Below are 20,980 nucleotides of genomic sequence, written 5' to 3' on the forward strand. Positions count from 1 at the left end.
CGTCAATGTTGCTCCTCTCGTTGTCTTGCGTGCTTCCAGCTCTCGTAATCATGGATCGCACTTCCTGCAAACGCCGGATTGTTTGACAGCTCCTCCTGTAAAATGGCCAACTGGTTGTTCATCTCTTCTGTGCCTTCTTCATAAAAGCTCACATGAGCGCCTTCCATCGTTTCCATGATGTTGACGCCTACGATGACCGACCCTTTTTTGCGTACATTGGCATCATCGACGATCTTTTCTACGATATCGACGATCCCATTTTTCCCAAGGGCTTGATTGCGGTAGGCCATTAACGTAATACTGTCGAGTCGCTGCACCATCCAGTTGCTCACTTTCTCATCACTGTCTGGAACGTTTACGGAGTCGATCCAAAAAGGCAAGTCGGCGCCGATAGCGAGATCCGTATCCTTCTTCATTTCTGCTACCAGATAGCTGACATTTTTCAGCCATTGCCGGACGATTTCTTCCTGGTCTTCCTTCCATGCAGGCAATAAATACGGCTCGATATCGACGTGAATTCCCGAGAATCGTTCATCTGGCTTGGCACTGCGATTGAACGCCTTCACCCAGGAAATGAGATCGTCGATGCTTTGGCGATTCGCTGTTAATGCCCAATTAGGGTCACCGCCAAGCGCCTCTACCTTGATGCCTGCCTGGTTTGCTTTTTCAATGAACGTACGATACGTCTCTGGCGGAACTGCTGCTGGTTCAACGTGAAGATAGATCAGGTTGATGTTGTTTTTCTCGGCAAACTCGATCATTTCATCGGTTTGGGTCTCCAGTTGCTTGGCATCCCATATCCAGGTTGCTTTTGTCAGGGAGGAGCGGGTGTTTGCCAACGACAGCATGCTGATCGAAGCCACTGTCACAAGAATCAGGGCTATCCAAAGCCAGCTATATCGGCGAAGTACCTGCATCAGTGCTGGTCGATACCGTACCGTTGTGTCGTCGCTCCCGCGCACGCAAAAGCCCGCTCACCATACGTACTGCCGTCAACCGCAGAAAACGGCTGAATTCTCGTGTAATCCTCGATGCTTTTGTTTTTGACCAGCGCGTTCGGCCCAATCTGGCAGCCTTCACCGATCTGTGTGTCGCCAAAAAGGCAGGTTCCTGGATAGAGCACCGTATCACGCCCAATCATTACGTCAGAATCAATGTACGTCGAGCTCGGGTCTATCATCGTAACTCCGTTTCGCATATGGAAATCGTTGATTCGCTTGCGCATCAGCTGTTCCAAATCAGCAAGCTGCACACGATCATTGACGCCATTGCCTTCTTCGGGATCATCCGTTGCAAACGCCGCTACCAAATGATCTTGCTCTTGTAATAGCCCCAGAACGTCCGGCAAGTAATACTCCCCTTGTGCGTTTTCGTTTGAGACCATCGGCAGCATCGAAAACATCTTTTGATTATCAAAGCAAAAGATTCCGGTGCTGATCTCGTTCACCTTTTTTTGGTCCAAGGTCGCGTCTTTTTCCTCGATAATTTTACGGACATCGCCGTTCTCGTCGCGAATGATCCTGCCATAGCCTGTTGGCTCGTCCACGATGGAGGTCAAAACCGTGGCTGCTGCCTGCTTGAGCTGGTGATACTCGAGCAAACTTCGCAGCGTCTGTTCTTGTACGAGCGGTGTATCTCCATTCATGACAATCGTTACGCCATCCTGCGCCCCAAGAATTTCGTGGCTCATCCAAACAGCATGAGCGGTGCCCAGCTGTTCCGGTTGATACGCATACTGAACGCGGTTTTTTAGCTGCTCTTTGACCATTTCGGCTCCGTGACCGACAACGACGACCAAGTGGCGAAGTGACAATGCTTCCAATGTCTCTACGACATACTCAATCATCGGCTTCCCGCAGATTGGATGCATGACCTTGTAGAGCGAAGATTTCATTCTGGTTCCTTTTCCCGCTGCGAGTACTACTGCATGTATGTTCATCCTATCGCCTCCGTCTTGGTCAGCTCCCCTTTTGCAAGCTGACCTTGTTGGATTTGCTGATCGAAGTATGGTTTCAATTCATACGTCAATGAGTCAATCATCATGCTCAAATTAATGTCTTTCCTCTGCACGCCCAGCTGATAGGCCTGAAGCATAATCTCCAGTAATTTCTCCTGATTCAACGTCCGCATCGAGGTGTTCATTCATCTTTCCCCCTTTCTTCTACCACTGACGTTTGTGTTTACTCAACTGTTACACTTTTGGCCAAATTTCGTGGACGATCTACGTCATTGCCGAGTGCAACAGAAGTGTAGTAGGAAATGAGCTGGAGGGGGATAACGCCTACAACTGGTGTAAACAAAGCATCTGTCTGCGGAATCAGGCAAACATCATCGACCGAGCGATGCAGCTCTACATGTCCATCTAAGGTAATACCGAGAACCTTTGCTCCACGGGCTTTCACTTCTGTAATATTGCTGATCATTTTCTCATGCAGCTCATCCTGTGTAGCCAAGGCAATGACTCTCGTTCCCTCTTCAATCAGCGCCAGCGTGCCGTGCTTCAACTCCCCTGCCGCATACGCCTCTGAATGAATATACGAGATTTCCTTCAGCTTGAGCGAGCCTTCCATCGATACTGCATGATCGAGTCCTCGTCCGATGAAAAACAGATGTTGCTCGTCCTTGATCGATTCAGCGAAATGACGTATCTCATCCGCATGCGCAAGAATATGCTCGACTTGATCCGGGAGAGCCACCAGTTGGCGAAGCAGTGAGGCACGGGTGCCAGCATCCAGCGTTCCCTTCGCTTGCGCCAAATAGATGCCAAGTAAGTAAAACGCAATCAACTGGGAGGTATATGCCTTCGTCGAAGCGACCGCGATTTCCGGACCTGCATTTGTCGTAATCACATCATCGGCATCACGGGCAATCGAGCTTCCCACTACATTCGTAATCGCGAGTACTGCTGAGCCGTTTCGTTTGGCTTCACGCATGGCTGCCAATGTATCTGCTGTCTCCCCTGATTGGCTGACGGCAATCGTGAGCGTATTGGGGTGAAAGAGTGGACGACGGTAACGAAACTCCGACGCTACATCTACTTCTACCGGAATCTGTGCCAGTCGCTCGATCACATGCTTGCCGATTAAGCCCGCATGATAAGCAGTGCCGCATGCGACAATGTAGATTTTCTCCACACGCTTGGCACCCGTTTCTGATAACTGAAGATTAGGAAAAACAACTTTTTGCTGGGTAGCATCGATTCTGCCTGTCATTGTATTGCGCAGGGCACGCGGCTGCTCATATATTTCCTTTTGCATATAGTGCGCAAAGCCGTCCTTTTCCGCCTGCTCCTTGTCCCACTCAATCCGCATCAGCTCTCGCTCGATTGGCTCCGTCGTATCCAGACGCATGACGTGAACAGAATCTCTGGTCAAAACCGCCAAGTCTCCGTCTTCCAGAACGTACACATAACGCGTATGTTCCAGGATCGCCGGGATATCAGAACCGATGAAATTCTCATTCTCCCCTACCCCGATAATCAACGGGCTCGCCATACGGACTGCAATCAGCTTGTCAGGCTCGTGCTCCGTCATCACACCGAGGGCAAATGCTCCGCGAATTTTGCCAGCGACCTTCTGTACTGCCGCAACCAGGTTGTTGTCGTATTCCTGCGCCAAAAGGTGCACGATGACCTCCGTGTCTGTCTCCGAAGTAAACGTCACGCCTTTTTCGATCAACTCCTGCTTGAGATCCAGATAGTTTTCGATAATACCGTTATGCACGATCGAGAACTTGCCAGACTGATCAAAATGAGGATGAGAGTTTTCGTCAGACGGTCGTCCGTGTGTCGCCCAGCGCGTATGACCAATGCCGATGGAACCCTGCAAGCCGGACTTTTGGGTTTGGCTCTCCAGTACGTCAATTCTGCCTTTTGCCTTGCGAATGCCGATGGTTGCTCCGTCACAAATCGCAATGCCAGCGGAATCGTAGCCTCTGTATTCCAGCTTTCGCAGCCCATTGATTAGAATCGGCTGCGCTTCCCTGTTCCCGATATATCCCATAATTCCGCACATGTCTTCGGTTCCTCCCTCATTGCCTATAATGTTCGGACTTTGTATTATGCGAGCAAGCTGACGACTTCCTTCTCCTGCCTGATCGCAACGGAGGTTCCGATGCGATACACATTCGGATTCTTGATGTCCTCAAACGCATTTCGTGTATCGATAATGGCCACTCCCAAATCCGCCAGCTCCTGATAGGCAAAGCATTGATGATTCGTAATGAGCACCATGCAATCGTAAGTCTTGAACACCTCGTAGTCATTGGCAATGGAATGGACGATCTCGTCTTTTTTATTCACAAAGCTCTGCGCATACGGGTCGTAATAGTCAACAGTTGCTCCGCTATTAGTGAATAGCTCGTAAATCTCCAGACCTGGTGATTCCCGCAGGTCATCGACTTCCGGCTTGTAGGCCATGCCGAGAATCAAAATGCGCGAGCTGTTGATTGCTTTGGCGTAAATGTTAAGCACCTGTGCTGTCTTGTTTCGCACATAGTCCGGCATGTTGTCGTTAATCGATTGGGCGATCTCAATAAATTGGCTGTGAAAACGAAAGCCCTTGGCCTTCCACGACAAATACATCGGATCGAGCGGTATGCAATGCCCACCGATTCCGGGTCCCGGGTAAAACGGCATGAACCCGAAAGGCTTGGTCGATGCGGCCTTGATTACTTCCCAAACATTGATGCCCATTCTGTCGCACATCATCGCCATCTCATTCATGAAGGCAATATTGACGCTCCGGAAGGTGTTTTCCAAAAGTTTGGACATCTCCGCCACCTTTGGCGAGGAGACCGGTACGACGGTTTTGACTAAGCTGCCATACAAGAGTGTACCTAACTCCATGCAGCGTTCTGTCGTTCCGCCGATCACCTTTGGCGTATTGTACGTACTGTAATTGCGATTGCCCGGATCGACCCTCTCTGGCGAGTAGCAGAGGAAAAAGTCGATGCCAGCCCGATAGCCCAGCTTTTCAAATTCGCGCTGGATCAGCTCCTCCGTCGTTCCCGGATAGGTTGTGCTCTCCAGCGTAATGAGCATTCCTCTTTTCATAAATCTCTTGATTTGCTCGACAACGTTTATAATGTAAGAGGTGTCCGGGTCCTGATTGGGACTGAGTGGCGTCGGAACGCAAATGCTGATCGCATCCAGCTCCTCGATTACGCTATAATCCGTCGTCGGAAAAAAGCGATTGGTCGCGAGGCATTCCTGCAAGGTTTCATTAGAAACATCCTGAACGTATGACTCTCCTCTTTTCAGGCTCTCGATTTTTCCGCCATGCAGATCGATTCCAATTACGGTATAACCGCTCTTGATCGTCTCTACCGCCAGCGGCAGCCCTACATACCCAAGCCCAATGACACCCACTCTCGCTGTCTTTCGTTGAATCTTCTGTTGCAGTTCCTCGTATCTCGCCATCCTCGTTTCTCTCCCTTTCTCTTTCTAGAATTATGAAATTAGCCTTTTCACCCTGGCTTCCAGTTCTACCGGGGAGAATGGCTTGGTAATATAGTCAGATGCTCCCATCGCAAATGATTTTTGCACATCTTCTTCCAGACGTTTGTCTGTGAGCACCATAATCTTGCTCATGGAAGCGCTGATATGCTTGATTTTTTCCATGAGCTGGTATCCATTGAGGATAGGGAGATTCAGGTCGGTAATCACGAGATCAGGGGCGACCTCCTGATATTTTTCCATGCCATCCATCCCGTCATTGGCTACCGTAACGAGATACCCTTTACGCTGAAAGTAGATGCTCAAAAACTCGTTAACAGTCTCATCATGGTTAACCAGCAAAATACTTGCCGGCTCCTCTTTTTGAGCGGGATTGTGCTCGTAAATCTGGATCTCCCCATGAGCGCCTGGCTCTCTCATCTCTTGGATCATCCGCATCAGCATTTGACCGGACGAGCGCGAGCTTTCGGGAAAACTCGCAATCAAGAGACTGCCTGCCAGCAGTTTGTGCTCTTGCAAATAGTCTTTGACACGCAAAGCATAGAAATGGGTGCTCGAAAGCTTCTGTCCCTCAAGCAGAATTCCGAAGAGCTGCTTGTTTTTGTCATACGCGTAGTGCAAAGCAATCTCGGAGCCGTCTCCTGAACTGGTGCCCAGATCTTGCTTGATCAGCTCCATTGATTCCTTCGTGAGGGTTTTGCAAGCCGCCAGAATAACCCCACACGCCAATTGTTTCTCTTCCATCTTGCTCAGATGCTCGTAAAAAACAGGTACGAGATTACTCATGATCTAGCCTCCAAACTTGAAATTTTTTCGCTGCCCTTCGTCTGCCAACTCGTCCGTGTCATCGTTCCCCAGGAGTTGTTGTTGCGCAAAAACTCAATATGACCAAGGAATCTCCAGATGACACCGATTTGCCGATAGCCGAAGAACATCAGAATCGTATAGAAAAGCATTTTGACGATGTCTCGAAAACGCGGATACCGTCGAAACGCGATTTCCTCCAGCAATAAGGAGCCAATGCCAAGCAGCACGCCATACAGCACATTGAGCAAGCCGTAGACTAAGAGGACGTAGCCGTTGGTCATATCCAGCAAGGTGTAACCGATGAGGGCCAAGAGACCCGTGATGCGGAAGTACGGATTCAAGGTTTCGAACATGATATTGAACGGTAGCGTGAGCATCCCGAACAGCTTATACTTGGGGCGAAACGCCATGTGTCTGCCATACTCAATCATGTTTTTCAGATTGCCGCGTCCCCATCTGCGCCGTTGACTGCCCAAAATTTTGAGTGTATCCGGCGCTTGTGTCCAGCAGACTGCATCGGGGCAAAATGCCACGCGGTACGGCAGCTTGTTTTCCAGCATGTACTTGTGCAGCTTGATGATGATGTTCATGTCTTCACCCGGATACCCCTCGCGATAACCGCCTACCTTGATGATGTAATCCTTGCGAAAAACACCGAACGCGCCTGAGACGATAATCAATCCGTTGATCGCACTCCAGCCGATCCGTCCTCCTAGAAACGCTTTGAGGTACTCGACGGTTTGTATCATCGGCAAAAACTTGTCTGGCAAGCGAATGTCCTTCACGACACCGTCTTCGATCTTGCAGCCGTTGGCAATACGGATATCTCCGCCGATGGCCACTGTTTCATCCGGGTTTTCCATATACACCTTCGCAATGCGAATCAACGCGTCTTTTTCCAGCAAGGAATCTGCATCAATGGAAGCGATCAACGGATAGTGGGAGAGATTGATCCCCGCATTGAGCGAGTCAGCTTTTCCTCCGTTCTCTTTGTCGATCAAATACAGATTGGGAAAAGCCGGATTGTGGTAGATTCCCCTGATGTTCGACGTATGAAGAAGCGGCTGCACCGGCATGTGCTCGGAGTAAACCAGCGAAAACTCGTTAATCAATACCTGCAAGGTAGCATCCTTCGATCCATCGTTGACCACGAGCACCTCGTAGCGCGGATAGTTCAAGGATAAGAGCGACCTTACATTCTCAATAATCGTCAGCTCCTCGTTGTATGCTGGCACGAGAATCGAAATCGGCGGAACGTGCTCAGAGCCTGAAAGCGTCTGGAATCTCGAATAGATGGAGCTTTTTAAGATTCCCATGATGCTCTTGAACGAGAACAGCATGATGATAAAGTACAAAGAGTTGATCGCGATGACGTAATAGACCGCAAAGACTCCGTAGTAAAGTAGAAAATCTCTCATGGCAGCCTCCTTTCCCTCTATCTTTCCAGTGCCTGAACCGTGGAGATCGTTTTACGATACGACTTGCGGTACAGATGCAGCTTTTCGTTGTATTGCACAAGCCTCTCTGTTGCTGTCGCACCCTGTAGAACCAGCTTCTCTTTTTCCAGCTCCTCCTGGATCACTTGATGAGCCATCTCGCTCTTATGACCGTTTCTTTCTTCCCGCAAAATTTCACACAGGGCAGCAAAACCTTCGACCTCTAGCTGTGCCAGGCTGCGTGCACTGTGATGACGAACCCACCAGTTCGCATCGCCCACCGCCTTTTTCAGCGAGGGGATGTACGCATGCACTTTCAGCGAGCCCATTGCTTTGGCTGCCATTGCCCGAATTTCCCAATCTTTGTGGTTCATAAAATCCGTGACTGTCTGTTCATTCATATAGCGAATATCCCGGCACATGAGCTTGACTGCCTTAATTCGGACTTCCTTGTCAGGCGATTGAATGAGCTGGTATAGCGCGGGCTCAATGCCAGGCTGGGCATGCACAGCGAAGCCAATCAGTCCGATTTTGACCAGTTCAGCATCGGAATCTTGTAAAAACTGTGCGAAAAGCGGTACCGTTTCCACCTGCGCATCACTGATGATGTCCACGATGAGTTGGTGGACATTATTCTTCGCTCCGACAACGTGAGTCACCATTTCCCGCAAATCTTCTGTGTTGCGTGCGCATTTGGCGACGGAGCGCGCAATGATAAAAACACTGGTATCATTTGTGTTTTTTTGCAGGAGGGTTAAGAGACTAGGTACGGCCAGCTTGGAGCGCATGATCCCCAAATTGTAGGCGGCATCCACTCTCGTCCATTTCCACCAGCCATTTAGTCTTTTCATGTCCAGCTCTACGAGACCCATATCCTCGCAGAGCCAGATCAGCTTATCCCGATGAATGCCTGTGAAGCACTCCATCAGCTCAAACAGCTTTTTCTGAATGATTTGCTTTTCTTTTTGGGTCACATGGCCATAAGGCACTTGCAAGCGTTCCTCTTCTTCCCCGTATGCTTGCAGGTAAACGAAGTAGTCGCGATATTTTTCCAAACAACGTATGGTCTGTTTCTCCACCGAAATGTTGCGCAGCTTCAGTGCGAACAAGACAAGCAAGCCTAGTACTGTCAATCCACTTAGCGCGTACAGAAAAACAATTGCCGTCGCCAATGGTGTTTGCACGTTTGCCACTCTCCTATCCAATCCAATCAAGGCTGAGTCCCGATCTTCACCGGAGCCTCAATCTCATGGAATGCTTTTTTTAGTATGGAATAGCTCTGTTTTTTGCGTTCATGATAGCCCACCTGCTCCCAGCCTTGCCATGTATACATCGGGAGCTTCGTCACTGCATAAGCGTTTTGCCCGACGATTTGTTTGGTCGCTGTATCCACCAGGAGCGGCAGGATGCGAATGCCTTTCGTCGTCTCCGTCGTGAAGCTTTTGCCAGCATCTTCATAGCTCATGACAGACAAGGAGCTCGGGTCTGTAAATCCCAGCAGCATCCATGGTACTCTCAGCTCTACCACTTTGCCCTTTGCTTGCCAGGCGGCTCGTGAGTCGTACTGCGGGTCTTGGGCATCTGTCGTTCCCCGGATCAGCTTGCCGACATCGACTTCCTCCAACGGATAGTACTTCTTGCTGTCTGGCGGCTCCATCTCCAAGCTAACAGCCAGCTTCCACGGCTTGAATATCCCGGAATTGTCTTTTTTCTCCTCTTCTTTGACCACAAGCATGCCGTAGCGTTTTCCGTATAAGCGTGCATGAAAGTCGTAATTGGCAGCGATTTGAATCTGGCTTTCGTCTGCTTTTCCCAACGCAATCAGCGTCTCTAGCCCCTCATCCAGCGTCAGACCGGGAAGCTGAGCCGTATGCTTGTTCCCGCCAGGAAGCGTATCAACACCTACATAGAGCTGTTGTTTAGCCGGGTCAAACTCTTCCTTCAATTGAGCAAGGAAATAGACGTACCCTTCATCATGTGTCATCCAGATTTCGTCGAAGCCAGGGACTTGAACATCGAGGCGTTGCTTCTCCTCCGGCACGAGCTGATCCCAATCTGTGCGATTCCCATCGATGGTCAGCACGCCTTCTTTGTTCGGGTACATGCCAAGCACTCCAAACAGAGATTCGTTGGTCAACACGTTGATCCACAGGGAGCGCCGATCTTCCGGCAGCTCAAAGCGCATCGTGTTCCACGTTTTTTTGAACCACTCGTCCTGCCAGACGAATACGATTGCTCCCGCATACCCTTCCTGATGGATTTCTTGCAAAAGCCCGGCATCAATCTCTCCCTGCTGCTTTTCTGAATGACCACCCTGATTGCGCCCCAAATTTCCCAGATGGGCGACTCCCACCGATGCCGGGACCCCAAATTCCGTCACCATGATCGGCATGTTTTTGTGATACTGCTTCAGTTGTCGCAAATACGCTTTGTACGTATCGATTTGCCCTGCATCGTTCTTCAGCTGTTGCAGCGTAGTGTCGTAGCGGAAGAAGTCCGGATAATACGGGTACACGTGATAGGAGGCGAAGTAGCCTGCCTCCCACTGCGTTGGCTCTATATGGGTAGGATCGACACTGACCAAATCTTCATGTTGGATCGGCTCTCCCGGATGCGATAAGGGGTCTGTTGTCACCCAATTGGTGAAAGTCATCGGATGCTGCCAACCATGCTTGCTCTCTTCCATTGCGACCGTATCCACCATTTCAGCAATCCATGTCTCAAAAGCGGTTGCATTCGGTGTCGCGTGGAAGTACTTCCCTTGATAGGGAGCTACTTTTTGATGCAGCCGGTTGGTGTTTTGCACCATCACGGGGTCCCACTCGGTTCCTGTGTGCCAGCCGATCAAGTATTTGCCCGCATTGGCACGGTATGTACCACTTGCCTTTCCCGGTTTTTCCGGCAGGGTGATATCTCCGTAGACAGCGCCGACTGCATCCTTGATTTCCTGTCGAAACGCCTCGCGAATCTCTGGTAAATAGGCATCTTTCTTTTCAATTAACAGCTCTTCTGGACTCCAAATGCCCTGCATCAAATAGAGAGGGTCCCCTTCTTTTCGCCGATTGTAGTCGACCAATGCTTCATAAAAGACAGGGGTATGGATGGTATACACACGAATGACGTTCGCCCCCATCTCGTCGATCATCGCGAACCAGCGCATGTAATCCTCTCTTGTTATAGGGAGCTCACCCGGATAATGCCCCGGTAACGATGCCCCCAGATTGACGCCTTTCGCAAAAAATGGCTGCCATTTCTGATTCTGATAGACTTCGAACAGCTCGCCATTTGCGCGAAATTTTAATTGAGCACCTGTAGTCGTCTCCATGCTTTCAACATGATCTGCTGCCCAAAACCACCAGAAGGCACTTACCCCCACCACGATCAGTATGGTCAGGCTCATCCAGCGCCATCTTCTCTTTTTTGTTGGCTCCATTTCTCGTCAACCTCCGATATGTTGCCATGTCACAGTCATTGTAAACATAGGGAGCAAAACGTTCCCATAGACAAAATTCACTATTGTGTCTTTTTCGGATTTGTCATGAAACTGTAATGTTGGGACGAATTCGCTCCATCGTCCTACATTTTTTGGAAAGAAGTCCTGCAACCGGGACGGTCTTCTGGCCCACACTTTTTCTCACTTAGGTATATTTGCACTTCCTTTTTTTTCCTTTTCGTTTGCAAAAATGGTAGGTTGCTACTATTTGGAAAAAGTTGGATTTTGCCGATTAAGGAGATTATTTACAAAAAGAATATAAAGTGTTTCTCTGCTTGATTCTTAGGAAGGCTTGTTTATAATAGATATAAAGGATCTACAATAGTCGCGTAGGGTGGGTTTTTTGTTTTCGCATTGAAGACATAAGGAATCTATAAGGGTGGTATACAAACATGAATCAACTTATGGATGTAGGGATTATTGGCGGCGGACCAGCAGGTATGAGTGCCGCTCTCGCACTTGGCAGGGCAAGAAAAAATGTGGTCGTTATTGATGAAGGCCGTCCACGCAATCGCGTTACACGTGAGTCCCATGGCTTTCTTACGAGAGACGGCATCACTCCGAGCGAATTTCGTCGCATGGCAAGAGAGCAAATCAGGGCCTACTCCTCTGTCTATTTCGTGGAGGATACAGCTGTAACGATCACGGGGCACGATGGAAATTTTCTCATTACGACTGCACAGGGAACGACTTATCAAAGCAAAAAGCTGCTGTTCGCAGTGGGAATGACGGATCTCCCTTTGCCTGTTAACGGATTAGCAGACGTGTATGGAAAAAGTGCTTTTGTCTGCCCTTATTGCGATGGATGGGAATTACGCGACCAGCCACTCGTCTTGATCGCCAACGGGGAAAAGGCATTGCATTTGGCAAAAGTACTGTCTGGTTGGACCAAACAATACACCATCTGCACCAATGGACCAGATGAATTCACGGAGGAACAAAGGCTGGAGCTGTTACAGCATCGCATTCCTGTCTGCGACTCCCCAATCGAGCGAATTGTATCTGTCGATGGGATGGTACAGCGCGTTGATCTTGCAGATGGCAATAGCATTTCGTGCACGGGGATCTTTTTTGCTCCAAAACTCGTGGCCGGATCTGACTTGCCACAAGCATTAGGCTGTCAGATAACGGAAACCGGAACAGTCATCGTCGACAACTTTGGGAAAACGAACGTACCGGGTGTCTACAGTGCAGGCGATGCAGCAACTACACAATACCAAGTGATAACTGCTGCTGCTCTAGGCTCTGCGGCTGGCATGAGTATCAACAACGAACTGCTTTTAGAGGCATGGAATCGTCAAAGCTAGCTCCATTCCCCACGCTCCTTCCATAAAAAAGGGACAATCCCACCGTTTGCAATAGACGGGTAGGATTGTCCCTCTTCTTTAGAATAGAAGCAATGCTCAGTCTTTCATTACAGCGTCTTCTGTCCTGGCTTCCAGTTCGCCGGGCACAGACCGCCAGCTTGCAGGGCTTGCAAAATACGAGTTGTCTCTGCCACGCTGCGACCTACGTTCATGTCTGTTACCACTTGGTAGCGCAGAATGCCGTCTGGATCAATGATGAACAAACCACGGTGAGCTGCACCTGTCTCTTCGTCCAGGACCCCATAAGCTCGTGCCGTCTCTTTTTTGAAATCACTTGCGAGCGGGAAGTTTACTTCACCGATGCCATTTTCATCGCGCGGTGTTTTGATCCATGCCCGGTGCGTATGTACGCTATCCGTGGATGCGCCCAGCACTTCGCAATCCAAATCCTCGAACTCTTCCATATTGTCACTAAACGAAGTTACTTCTGTCGGGCAAACGAATGTGAAGTCGAACGGCCAGAAGAACAAAATCAGCCATTTTCCTTTGTAATCAGCCAGCGACACGCGTTCTTCCAGTGTCTCGAGGTTTTTGGTCGTGAGCATGTGAAAGTCAGGTGCTGGTTTTCCTACTTGAAGTTGAATCGTTTGCTGTGTTGTCATGAGAAATCTCTCCTTTATATGGTGTCTGATGAAAATTACTTCGCAGCCTCTTCCAATGCTGCCAGTGCTTTTTTGATACGTGTCGGATTGAAGCCCAAAATTTGCTTCTCACCAATGACTGTCAAGGGAACAGACATCACGCCTAAACGGATCAGCTCCTGGCCGTACTCTTCTTTTTCATCGATGTTGCGCTCTTCGAAAGAAATGTTTTGTTCTGTCAAATACGTCTTTAATTGCTTGCAGAAGCTACAATTTGTGCTGGAGTATACGATCGTTTGTGTCATATTTGTTTCTCTCCTTTTCTTCTATTTGTATTGGGGGACAACTTTGGAACGCTTGTTGATGTATTTATCTACAGCCATTGCTGCAATGGCACCGTCTGCCGCAGCGACTACTGCTTGCTTCACAGGTGTTTTGCGTACCTCTCCCGCTCCAAATACGCCTGGAACAGAAGACTGCATGAACTCATCTAGAATCATAAATCCTTCCTCATCGAGGGGAACTTGCCCATCCAAGAAATCGGTACCCGGCTTGCTGCCAGACAAGAAGACGAAGACTCCGTCTACGGACAGCATTTCTTCCTTTCCATCTGCTGTGCGAATGCGCAACCCTTCGACCGACTTCTCTCCCACAATTTCCAACGGGCGTGTACGGAATTGCATTTCCGTGTTCGGCAGCTCAGGTAGTTCATCTACCCCTTGCAGATCTGCGCGCGGCACCAAGAAAGTGATTTTGTTCGTAAATTTGGTCAGTGCATGCGCTTCTTCCAATGCTTCCTCCGAATCACCAATCACCGCAACATGCTTGCCCTCATAAAAAGCTCCGTCGCATGTGGCGCAAGTGCTCACGCCTCGTCCGAGCAATTGCTCTTCTCCTGGAAGCATACGGTTACGTCCTTTGGAACCAGTCGCTACGATCACGGTCTTTGCTTGGAAAGTACCATGCGCCGTGAAGATGCTTTTTTCCTCATCCTCTACATCTACCGCAGAAATCGTAGTCTGGATGAATTCTGCACCGAAGCCCTCCGCTTGTCTGCGCATTTTATCCAACAGTTCTTTCCCTGTCATCTCGCCTTCTACCCCTGGGTAGTTGGCTATTTTATGTGTCAGGGCAAGCGCACCAGTTCCGGGTGCCTTATCAATGACGAGCGTCTTTAGATTTCCACGAGCTGTATAAATGGCAGCGGAAGCACCAGCTGGTCCTCCGCCAATGATGATGACATCATACATGAACGGCTCCCCCTTTCCTTATTATCAAATTGTAATTATTATCAACTAGGAACAATTATCATTGTACTTGATATAATTTTAAAGTCAATATCTTTTTATAATAATTTTAAATAAGCACTTCTGAAAGGTTGTCCATTTTTCCACCGCATAATTTCTGTATTATTTTACGATTCCGAATTCACCCCATCTCGTTGACGAAACAAGTAATTCAGGATAAAGTACCACTAACACTTGAACGCACAAAAGCAAAAAAGCAAGAAAGCACAAAAGTACGAAAGTAAACATATACCTTCTCACTGCTTCAAGCTGATTTAACAAGGAGTTGCCATTATGACCAAGCCATTATCTTTTTCGCAAAGTATTTGGGTGCTTGTCACCGTATTCGGAATCTTATTTCCTGCCCTTTTCTGGGGCAAAGTGGAGCCGCATATGCCGCTCTTCCTCGCAACTATAGGTGCTGCCACTCTTCTTTTCCTGCTCGGTGTTCCGTGGAAGCAAATGGAGGAGGGCTTGATCAAAGGAATTCAAACCGCGATCGCCCCCATGCTGATTCTTTCCTTAATCGGAATTTTGATCGGGGTATGGATGATGAGTGGAACCGTTCCGATGATTTTGCACCTCGGCATTTCGCTTATCTCACCGGAGTACTTCACACTCTCCGCCCTGTTTCTGACGGTGATCGTCTCGACTGTTACAGGAAGCTCTTTTACCACGATTAGTACGGTAGGGGTCGCTATGATGGGGGTCTCCACTGCACTCGGACTTGATCCGTTGATTACAGCCGGGGCTATTATTTGTGGAGCTTGCTTTGGGGATAAAATGTCGCCGCTCTCCGACACGACCAACTTTGCAGCAGCCATTGCAGGTGTTTCCTTGTCGGAGCACGTCAAGTTCATGTCACGCACTGCCATTCCTGCCCTTGTCATTACCACGATTTTCTTCGGAATTCAAGGACAAAGCGCCGATGTGAATCTAGACGCCATTCAAGAAATCCAGCTTGCTTTGGAACAAAATTTCTCGCTTAGCCTTTTATCTCTACTGCCAGCATTCGTTGTCCTGTTATGCTCAGCGCTGCGAAAACCGATTTTGCCTACATTGGTATTCGGGATTTTGAGCGGGATTGTCACAGCTGCTCTTTCCGAAGGAGTTACCTCTCCGGTCGAATGGATGACTGTCATGCAAAAAGGCTTCACCAGCAATATCGCCAATGAAGCCGTTGCATCGATTGTGGACCGCGGTGGACTGTTGTCGATGACCTGGTCCCTCGCCTTGATTTTGATTGCCTTGTCTTTAGGCGGCATCCTGCAATACAGCGGTGTGTTTCACGCACTCTTTTCCGGATTCATCAATCGAATCAAACAAGACGCTGAGATGGTCGGACTTGCCGGATCTTCTTCTATTCTCGTGAATCTCTTGACAGGGGAACAATATTTGTCCATCCTGCTCCCTGGGCAGATGTTTCGCGAAGCATTCGCAGCTCGCGGAATGGCGGGCAGACGACTGTCTCGTACTCTCGAAGACTGCGGGACACTCGTCAACCCACTCATTCCATGGGGGGTAAGTGGTGCATTCTTTACCGCTACCTTACATGTATCCACACTGGAATACTTGCCTTATGTCATCTACCTGTGGATCTCGCCAGTCTTGACGTTTCTATTCGCCATGCGTCGGCAGAAAGCTTAGCCAGCTGCATACACGGTCGTACAGTTTTTTCCTTTGCGCTTGGAGCGGTACAGTGCCTCATCTGCTGCCCGCTTCAAGCCATCTGCCGTGTTTGCGTCTTGAGGGTAGCGCGCAATGCCTACACTGACCGCAATCAAGACGCAGCAATCGTCCTGTGTTAAGGGGCGCAAGCGCAAATATTCCCGAATGGCATGCGCTTTTTCCTCCGCCATCGCCATCGATGACCCTGGGCAGAGAAGCATGAACTCGTCTCCAGCATAACGATACGCGGTATCCTCTGGTCCCGCCACTTCTTTCATTGCTTCGGCAATTTGTTTAATCAGTGCGTCCCCTGCGTGATGACCAAAATGGTCGTTCACCGCTTTTAAGCTGTCTGAATCCAGCATAATCAAAGAGACAGACGCATCCTCTTCACTCAGCAGCTTTTCCAAATCACGATGGAAAGCACGATAGTTCGCAATCCCTGTCAGCTCATCCTGAAATGACATCTGGTACATTCGCTCATACAAACGCGCCGTTTCGATCGCACTTGCTACCTGAAAACCAATGATTTTCAGTAGTTCCTCGTGCTCTTTTTTATAGGCGAATTCGCGATAAGACTGGGCAGAAACAACGCCTTTGATCTGATTCCCCAGCATGAGTGGAACGAAAATGCATGTATTCGTATCCATTTCCGGGCTTCCCCAGCGGAACATTTCTGGCTCGCTTGGCTCGTTCTTCATCGTCTTAATGTGGATGGTTTCCCGTGTCTCAATCACTTTGGATACCATCGCTTGCCCATAAGGAATGGTGAGCGGACCATAATTGACCCCGTTATCGATGCTGATCGGAATCTTGATCTCACTGTCGCCTTCATCAAAAAAGGCAATAAAGAAAGCATCTGCACGCATCACACGCGAGACCAGCTCAAATGCTTTCCACAAAATTTCACTTTCCTCAAATGTTTTCGCAAAAATGTGGCTGAGATCGTGCAAAATCTTCATATGCTCAGAGATCCACATCATTTCGGTTACCTTATTTCGCAGCTCCACAATCTGCTTCAGCAGTCCTGCATGCAAAACACTGTCTTGTTCCGACAGCATACTATCTACCTCACGAGATAGCGCTTCAACCTCGCCAAGCTCGACTGCTTCTATGTTACCAAGCCATTGGCTGTAACGCTCCAACAACTGTCTTGCATACGCTTCTCTAACGTCGTGCTTCTCATGCATATTCAACCCTCCGGCTATTGGGTAGCTTTACGCTTTTTTTTCATGATATCGCTCAATAGCTGCACGGATGGCTTGCAAGACAGCTCCCTGACCAGGTGCTAAAAAACGTTCTTGGATCGCCTTCGTAATCTCCTGCATGCCATCTGCAACTGTCTTGCCTACAAGCAAGCTCACCAAAAACTCGCTCGTCTTGTCCATGACAAAGGTAAAGCTGGCGTCGCAAATCACTTCGGCGTCCACATCAATGATGAGCACACAGCCTACCATGGTAGAAACCTCGTACAAGGTCGTTCCCTTGGGGATTTGGGCGAAGCCTGCTGTCAGTACCGTATTTTTGTTCATCCAGTCGTCCTCCTAGCTGCTGATCGGCAAGCATACCTCGACTGCCGTTCCGTTACCTGGGTTGCTTATCAACTGCAGAGTCCCCCGATGGTTCTCGATGATTTTGCGGCTCACCATCAACCCAAGGCCCGTCCCCGTTTCCTTCGTCGTGAAAAAAGCCTCTCCCAATCTCGCTATCTGATGGGCCGGGATCCCCACCCCATTGTCTTCAAACCGAATGACGACTCGGTCATCTTCACACCGCAGCCGAATCACAATTTCTCCATTCCCTGAGGTGGCTTCGATCCCATTTTTCAAAAAGTTAATGAAGGCTTGCTTCAACTGATTCTCATCGCAGTGGATCAAGGGGACTTCTGATTCGAAAACGACCTGAATCATGACCTTTTTCAAAATCGCCTCCGTCTCCAAGAGCGTAACCACATGCGTGATCAGGTTGGACAGATCGCGGGCTTCAAACACAGCCGTATGCGGCTTCGCCAAGACCAACAGCTCTGAAACAATCATCTCGATCCGCGCCAATTCCGAGCTCATGATCGAAAAATACTCCGGCTTTCTCATGCCATCCTTCTGCATTAATTGCACAAAGCCTTTTAACGAGGTAAGCGGATTGCGTATCTCATGGGCGATCCCTGCCGCCAACTGACCGACCAGTGCAAGTTTTTCCGAGTTTTGCAAAAATTCTTGCGCCCGTTTGCGTTCCGTAATATCTCGGATCAGTATATACATGAAGGGCTTGTCCTGAATCGGAAAAGATGTTCCGCACACTTCTACCTCCGTCCGACTGCCATCCAAGCCGATCAGCTCGACCTCACTCGGCGTGGCCGTTCCCCCTTCTTCCAAAATGCGAAGGAGCCCTTTGATCTTCGGTACATCACGGGGATGGAAAAACGATTGAAAAGGATACCATAACAGCTCGTCAATGCCAGAAGCCCCCACTAGTTGCATCCCTACTTGGTTGACGTATTGAAGCTCCCCAGCATGGTAGATGAACGCACCTTCACCGGAAATATCCAATACTCTGCACCTTTTGGAGCCATATCCGTCCCCAAACGCGGCTGGCATCTTCTGCACCATCGCATAATACCCAATCGACGTGCCTTTCTCCCAAAAGGTTCCATATGTAATATACACGGGAATACTTGTCCCATCTTTATGACGAAAAGCGGTGTAAAAAGGTCTCGGATCGCCATTCATCGCAAATTGTGTTTGAAGGCGTACCATCTCCTGTTCTTCAGAAACAGCCAGCTTCCAAAATGAGGACCCTTCCCATTCTTCTACGGAGTAGCCGTTCAACACTTGGCAGGCAGGATTGCCTTTAAAAACTCTACCAAATTGATCGAGCAGAAAAGTGGCCTGAATCATTTGATCAAAGAAGGAACGATAGAGATGACCACTTCTCCATCCACTGTCCAATAAGTTTTTCATCGTGCCCCTCCCTCCTGGGACGAGAAAACGGCTACTCCAAATTACGGAAATAGCCTGCAACGTTCTCAAATCCTATTCTCACCCAATTTTACCCTATTCGTTCTGCTGTTTCCATCCCCCGGAAAATTTAAATGTGCAATTTTTCCAGCACCTCTGCACTGACACGCAGTTGCTCTGCCATTTTTTCGTCAACAACTAAGCCCAGCTTTGTGAAAGCCGCTACCAATGCTCCAACGACAGGTGATACCGTGGGAATGACCGTTTGAAACGAAGCTCTCCCAATCAGTTGTTCACGAAGAATTGTACTGGTCGTTAACAATCCTCCCGCCAAAACGACTGGTACAGGCTCCTGGACCTTTTGTATACAAGCATCGGCCAATTCTAGCAAATCCTCCACTGCTTGCATGATCAATGCATTCGCCACCGAATCGCCTAGGGTTGCGGCTTGTTCCACGAGCTGACTCGTTTTTGCCAGCTCCATCCGCGGATTGCTTCCCCCGTAGATCAGGCTGATCAGCTCATCAGGACGCTCAACGCCATAGTGGTCCATAAACAGTCTCGTCAGTACTGTCGATTCACCGCGCCCATCGTATTCGCGCAATACGGCGCTTGCCGCCTTTTTGCCCAAATCAAACCCGCTGCCCTCATCTCCTACCAGATACCCCCAGCCGCCTACACGATGCCGCGCCCCCTCTTTTGAAAAGGCACAGGCAATCGAGCCTGTACCAGCAAGGAGAACGACGCCTGGCTGCCCCCACGTACCCGCGTAAAGCGCTGCGATTACGTCGTTATCAATCAATAGCCGTTCTCCCCACTCATCGGCAAAGGAATGCTGAATTCTTTCCTTGATCTGCGGACGATCTGCACCGCCTAGCCCAATAAACAGACCGGCTACTTCCTCTTCTTTGGCACCTGCCTTTATCCTCACAGCATCAATGAGTTGGCGCAGCGTAGCCTCCACATCCCCCCAGCTCCTGGAGAGCGGATTTGATGATTCGCCCACCACCATTGCCGCTACTTGTCCCGCTTCATTGCAGATGGCTGCTCTGGTTTTGCTTCCGCCTCCATCGATCCCGATCAACCACTTTTCCCCATTACTTGACTGCACCTGCCGTCAATCCTTCCATAAACTGCCGCGATGCCATCAAAAACACGACGATCATCGGTAAGGCAGACAATGTGAGCCCAGCAAACAGCAGGCTCCAATCCGTTTCATATTCTCCAAACAGCACCATCATGCCTACCGGAATCGTCTTGAGCGCTTCCTCTTGAATGAAAATCAACGGGAAGAAAAAGTCGTTCCACGCATGGATGAAATTAATAATGACCACCGTAGCCAAGGCCGGACGAATCAGCGGCAGGAGTACGCGCCAGAACACCTGAAAGTGGCTGCATCCATCGATCCGCGCCGCTTCCTCCAGCTCAATCGGCAACGTCCGAAAGAAGCCCGTCAAAATAAAAACAGAGATCGGAATGCCACTCGCCGTATAAATCAGAATCAGCGACCACAGTGAATTCAAGAGGCCGAGATTCTTCATCAGTAAAAACAAGGGAACGATCCCCAGCTTGATCGGAATCATCAGACCAATAATGAAAAAGAAGTATAGCCCCGCTGTCCATTTAAAGGAAAAGCGCGACAAGTAAAAGGCCGCCATCGCTGAAAAAACCGTAATCAACAAGACAGACAGGGTACTGACGAATACACTGTTCCATAAAAAGTCAGCATAAGGCACGGCTTCCCACAGCTTTTTATACGTATCCAGGCTAAACGTCTTCGGAAGGGAGAGCGGACTCGCAAATATCTCCATATTCGTTTTCAAGGAAGAAGAAATCATCAGTACGATCGGATATAACGCGAGTAACGCAAATAAATACGCCAGCACATAAGATACAGCTCTCCCACCCACAGTCATCTTCACATCGCATCCTC

Annotated in this window: 19 protein-coding genes; 2 read left to right on the top strand and 17 right to left on the bottom strand. The window is 49.2% G+C overall.

Features of this window, described 5'->3' with window-relative positions:
• Positions 1-2: 2 nt before the first annotated feature.
• The 9 genes from E8L90_RS16025 to E8L90_RS16065 are packed head-to-tail and all read right to left on the bottom strand — an operon-like array spanning position 3 to position 11,131.
• A complete protein-coding gene (locus tag E8L90_RS16025; RefSeq protein WP_244297250.1) occupies positions 3-962 on the bottom strand; it encodes a hypothetical protein in 960 nt (319 codons plus the stop codon).
• Entirely contained in the window at positions 917-1,939 is a 1,023-nt protein-coding gene (glmU, locus tag E8L90_RS16030) for a bifunctional UDP-N-acetylglucosamine diphosphorylase/glucosamine-1-phosphate N-acetyltransferase GlmU (RefSeq protein WP_137030259.1), read from the bottom strand. Before glmU ends, E8L90_RS16025 begins: the two co-directional genes overlap by 46 nt.
• Positions 1,936-2,142 carry a hypothetical protein gene (locus E8L90_RS16035; RefSeq protein ID WP_137030260.1) on the bottom strand — a complete coding sequence of 69 codons (207 nt, stop codon included), beginning with the start codon at positions 2,140-2,142 and terminating at the stop codon, positions 1,936-1,938. The genes glmU and E8L90_RS16035 overlap by 4 nt, the downstream gene beginning before the upstream one ends.
• 38 nt (positions 2,143-2,180) lie before the next feature.
• Entirely contained in the window at positions 2,181-4,013 is a 1,833-nt protein-coding gene (gene glmS, locus E8L90_RS16040; RefSeq protein WP_137030261.1) for a glutamine--fructose-6-phosphate transaminase (isomerizing), read from the bottom strand.
• A 44-nt stretch (positions 4,014-4,057) separates the two neighbouring features.
• On the bottom strand, positions 4,058-5,419 hold the full coding sequence (locus tag E8L90_RS16045) for a nucleotide sugar dehydrogenase (protein ID WP_137030262.1): 1,362 nt from the start codon (positions 5,417-5,419) through the stop codon (positions 4,058-4,060).
• Between the two features lie 30 nt (positions 5,420-5,449).
• Positions 5,450-6,241: a response regulator transcription factor gene (locus tag E8L90_RS16050; RefSeq protein ID WP_137030263.1), complete on the bottom strand. Its 792-nt coding sequence runs from the start codon at positions 6,239-6,241 to the stop codon at positions 5,450-5,452.
• A complete protein-coding gene (locus tag E8L90_RS16055; RefSeq protein ID WP_137030264.1) occupies positions 6,238-7,680 on the bottom strand; it encodes a glycosyltransferase family 2 protein in 1,443 nt (480 codons plus the stop codon). Before E8L90_RS16055 ends, E8L90_RS16050 begins: the two co-directional genes overlap by 4 nt.
• Positions 7,681-7,697: 17 nt before the next feature.
• Entirely contained in the window at positions 7,698-8,882 is a 1,185-nt protein-coding gene (locus E8L90_RS16060; protein WP_137030265.1) for a HEAT repeat domain-containing protein, read from the bottom strand.
• A gap of 26 nt (positions 8,883-8,908) precedes the next feature.
• Positions 8,909-11,131 (bottom strand): hypothetical protein, encoded by a 2,223-nt coding sequence (locus E8L90_RS16065; RefSeq protein ID WP_137030266.1) that lies wholly within the window; start codon positions 11,129-11,131, stop codon positions 8,909-8,911.
• A gap of 452 nt (positions 11,132-11,583) precedes the next feature.
• Between E8L90_RS16065 and E8L90_RS16070 the strand changes: the two genes are divergently transcribed.
• The gene (locus E8L90_RS16070) at positions 11,584-12,498 is read left to right on the top strand and encodes an NAD(P)/FAD-dependent oxidoreductase (RefSeq protein ID WP_137030267.1); all 915 of its coding nucleotides are present in this window, start codon (positions 11,584-11,586) and stop codon (positions 12,496-12,498) included.
• A gap of 107 nt (positions 12,499-12,605) precedes the next feature.
• On the opposite strand, the gene E8L90_RS16075 is transcribed toward E8L90_RS16070, so the two are convergent.
• The 3 genes from E8L90_RS16075 to E8L90_RS16085 are packed head-to-tail and all read right to left on the bottom strand — an operon-like array spanning position 12,606 to position 14,389.
• Entirely contained in the window at positions 12,606-13,160 is a 555-nt protein-coding gene (locus tag E8L90_RS16075; RefSeq protein WP_137030268.1) for a peroxiredoxin, read from the bottom strand.
• 35 nt (positions 13,161-13,195) lie between these two features.
• Positions 13,196-13,444 carry a glutaredoxin family protein gene (locus E8L90_RS16080; RefSeq protein ID WP_137030269.1) on the bottom strand — a complete coding sequence of 83 codons (249 nt, stop codon included), beginning with the start codon at positions 13,442-13,444 and terminating at the stop codon, positions 13,196-13,198.
• A 21-nt stretch (positions 13,445-13,465) separates the two neighbouring features.
• Positions 13,466-14,389 carry an NAD(P)/FAD-dependent oxidoreductase gene (locus E8L90_RS16085; protein WP_137030270.1) on the bottom strand — a complete coding sequence of 308 codons (924 nt, stop codon included), beginning with the start codon at positions 14,387-14,389 and terminating at the stop codon, positions 13,466-13,468.
• A 330-nt stretch (positions 14,390-14,719) separates the two neighbouring features.
• Between E8L90_RS16085 and nhaC the strand changes: the two genes are divergently transcribed.
• On the top strand, positions 14,720-16,072 hold the full coding sequence (gene nhaC, locus E8L90_RS16090; protein ID WP_137030271.1) for a Na+/H+ antiporter NhaC: 1,353 nt from the start codon (positions 14,720-14,722) through the stop codon (positions 16,070-16,072).
• On the opposite strand, the gene E8L90_RS16095 is transcribed toward nhaC, so the two are convergent.
• The 5 genes from E8L90_RS16095 to E8L90_RS16115 form a co-directional block, all read right to left on the bottom strand.
• Positions 16,069-17,283 carry a sensor domain-containing diguanylate cyclase gene (locus tag E8L90_RS16095; protein WP_137030272.1) on the bottom strand — a complete coding sequence of 405 codons (1,215 nt, stop codon included), beginning with the start codon at positions 17,281-17,283 and terminating at the stop codon, positions 16,069-16,071. The two genes, nhaC and E8L90_RS16095, sit on opposite strands and share 4 nt — an antisense overlap.
• Positions 17,284-17,310: 27 nt before the next feature.
• Positions 17,311-17,625, bottom strand: coding sequence for a DUF3870 domain-containing protein (locus E8L90_RS16100; RefSeq protein ID WP_007725309.1), 315 nt, complete (start codon positions 17,623-17,625; stop codon positions 17,311-17,313).
• Between the two features lie 12 nt (positions 17,626-17,637).
• Positions 17,638-19,050, bottom strand: a complete 1,413-nt coding sequence (locus E8L90_RS16105; protein ID WP_137030273.1) for an ATP-binding protein — start codon at positions 19,048-19,050, stop codon at positions 17,638-17,640.
• A 127-nt stretch (positions 19,051-19,177) separates the two neighbouring features.
• Positions 19,178-20,158: an N-acetylglucosamine kinase gene (locus E8L90_RS16110; protein WP_137030274.1), complete on the bottom strand. Its 981-nt coding sequence runs from the start codon at positions 20,156-20,158 to the stop codon at positions 19,178-19,180.
• Positions 20,145-20,969, bottom strand: a complete 825-nt coding sequence (locus tag E8L90_RS16115) for a carbohydrate ABC transporter permease (RefSeq protein ID WP_137030275.1) — start codon at positions 20,967-20,969, stop codon at positions 20,145-20,147. The genes E8L90_RS16110 and E8L90_RS16115 overlap by 14 nt, the downstream gene beginning before the upstream one ends.
• Positions 20,970-20,980 lie beyond the last annotated feature (11 nt).

The organism is Brevibacillus antibioticus (assembly GCF_005217615.1).
GTDB lineage: Bacteria > Bacillota > Bacilli > Brevibacillales > Brevibacillaceae > Brevibacillus > Brevibacillus antibioticus.

Coding starts and splice junctions, on each gene's coding strand:
- E8L90_RS16050 (WP_137030263.1), bottom strand. CDS start 6,241: ATGAGTAATCTCGTACCTGTTTTTTACGAGCATCTGAGCAAGATGGAA.
- E8L90_RS16100 (WP_007725309.1), bottom strand. CDS start 17,625: ATGAACAAAAATACGGTACTGACAGCAGGCTTCGCCCAAATCCCCAAG.
- glmU (WP_137030259.1), bottom strand. CDS start 1,939: ATGAACATACATGCAGTAGTACTCGCAGCGGGAAAAGGAACCAGAATG.
- E8L90_RS16070 (WP_137030267.1), top strand. CDS start 11,584: ATGAATCAACTTATGGATGTAGGGATTATTGGCGGCGGACCAGCAGGT.
- E8L90_RS16035 (WP_137030260.1), bottom strand. CDS start 2,142: ATGAACACCTCGATGCGGACGTTGAATCAGGAGAAATTACTGGAGATT.
- E8L90_RS16095 (WP_137030272.1), bottom strand. CDS start 17,283: ATGCATGAGAAGCACGACGTTAGAGAAGCGTATGCAAGACAGTTGTTG.
- E8L90_RS16045 (WP_137030262.1), bottom strand. CDS start 5,419: ATGGCGAGATACGAGGAACTGCAACAGAAGATTCAACGAAAGACAGCG.
- E8L90_RS16105 (WP_137030273.1), bottom strand. CDS start 19,050: ATGAAAAACTTATTGGACAGTGGATGGAGAAGTGGTCATCTCTATCGT.
- nhaC (WP_137030271.1), top strand. CDS start 14,720: ATGACCAAGCCATTATCTTTTTCGCAAAGTATTTGGGTGCTTGTCACC.
- E8L90_RS16055 (WP_137030264.1), bottom strand. CDS start 7,680: ATGAGAGATTTTCTACTTTACTACGGAGTCTTTGCGGTCTATTACGTC.
- E8L90_RS16085 (WP_137030270.1), bottom strand. CDS start 14,389: ATGTATGATGTCATCATCATTGGCGGAGGACCAGCTGGTGCTTCCGCT.
- E8L90_RS16075 (WP_137030268.1), bottom strand. CDS start 13,160: ATGACAACACAGCAAACGATTCAACTTCAAGTAGGAAAACCAGCACCT.
- E8L90_RS16065 (WP_137030266.1), bottom strand. CDS start 11,131: ATGGAGCCAACAAAAAAGAGAAGATGGCGCTGGATGAGCCTGACCATA.
- glmS (WP_137030261.1), bottom strand. CDS start 4,013: ATGTGCGGAATTATGGGATATATCGGGAACAGGGAAGCGCAGCCGATT.
- E8L90_RS16080 (WP_137030269.1), bottom strand. CDS start 13,444: ATGACACAAACGATCGTATACTCCAGCACAAATTGTAGCTTCTGCAAG.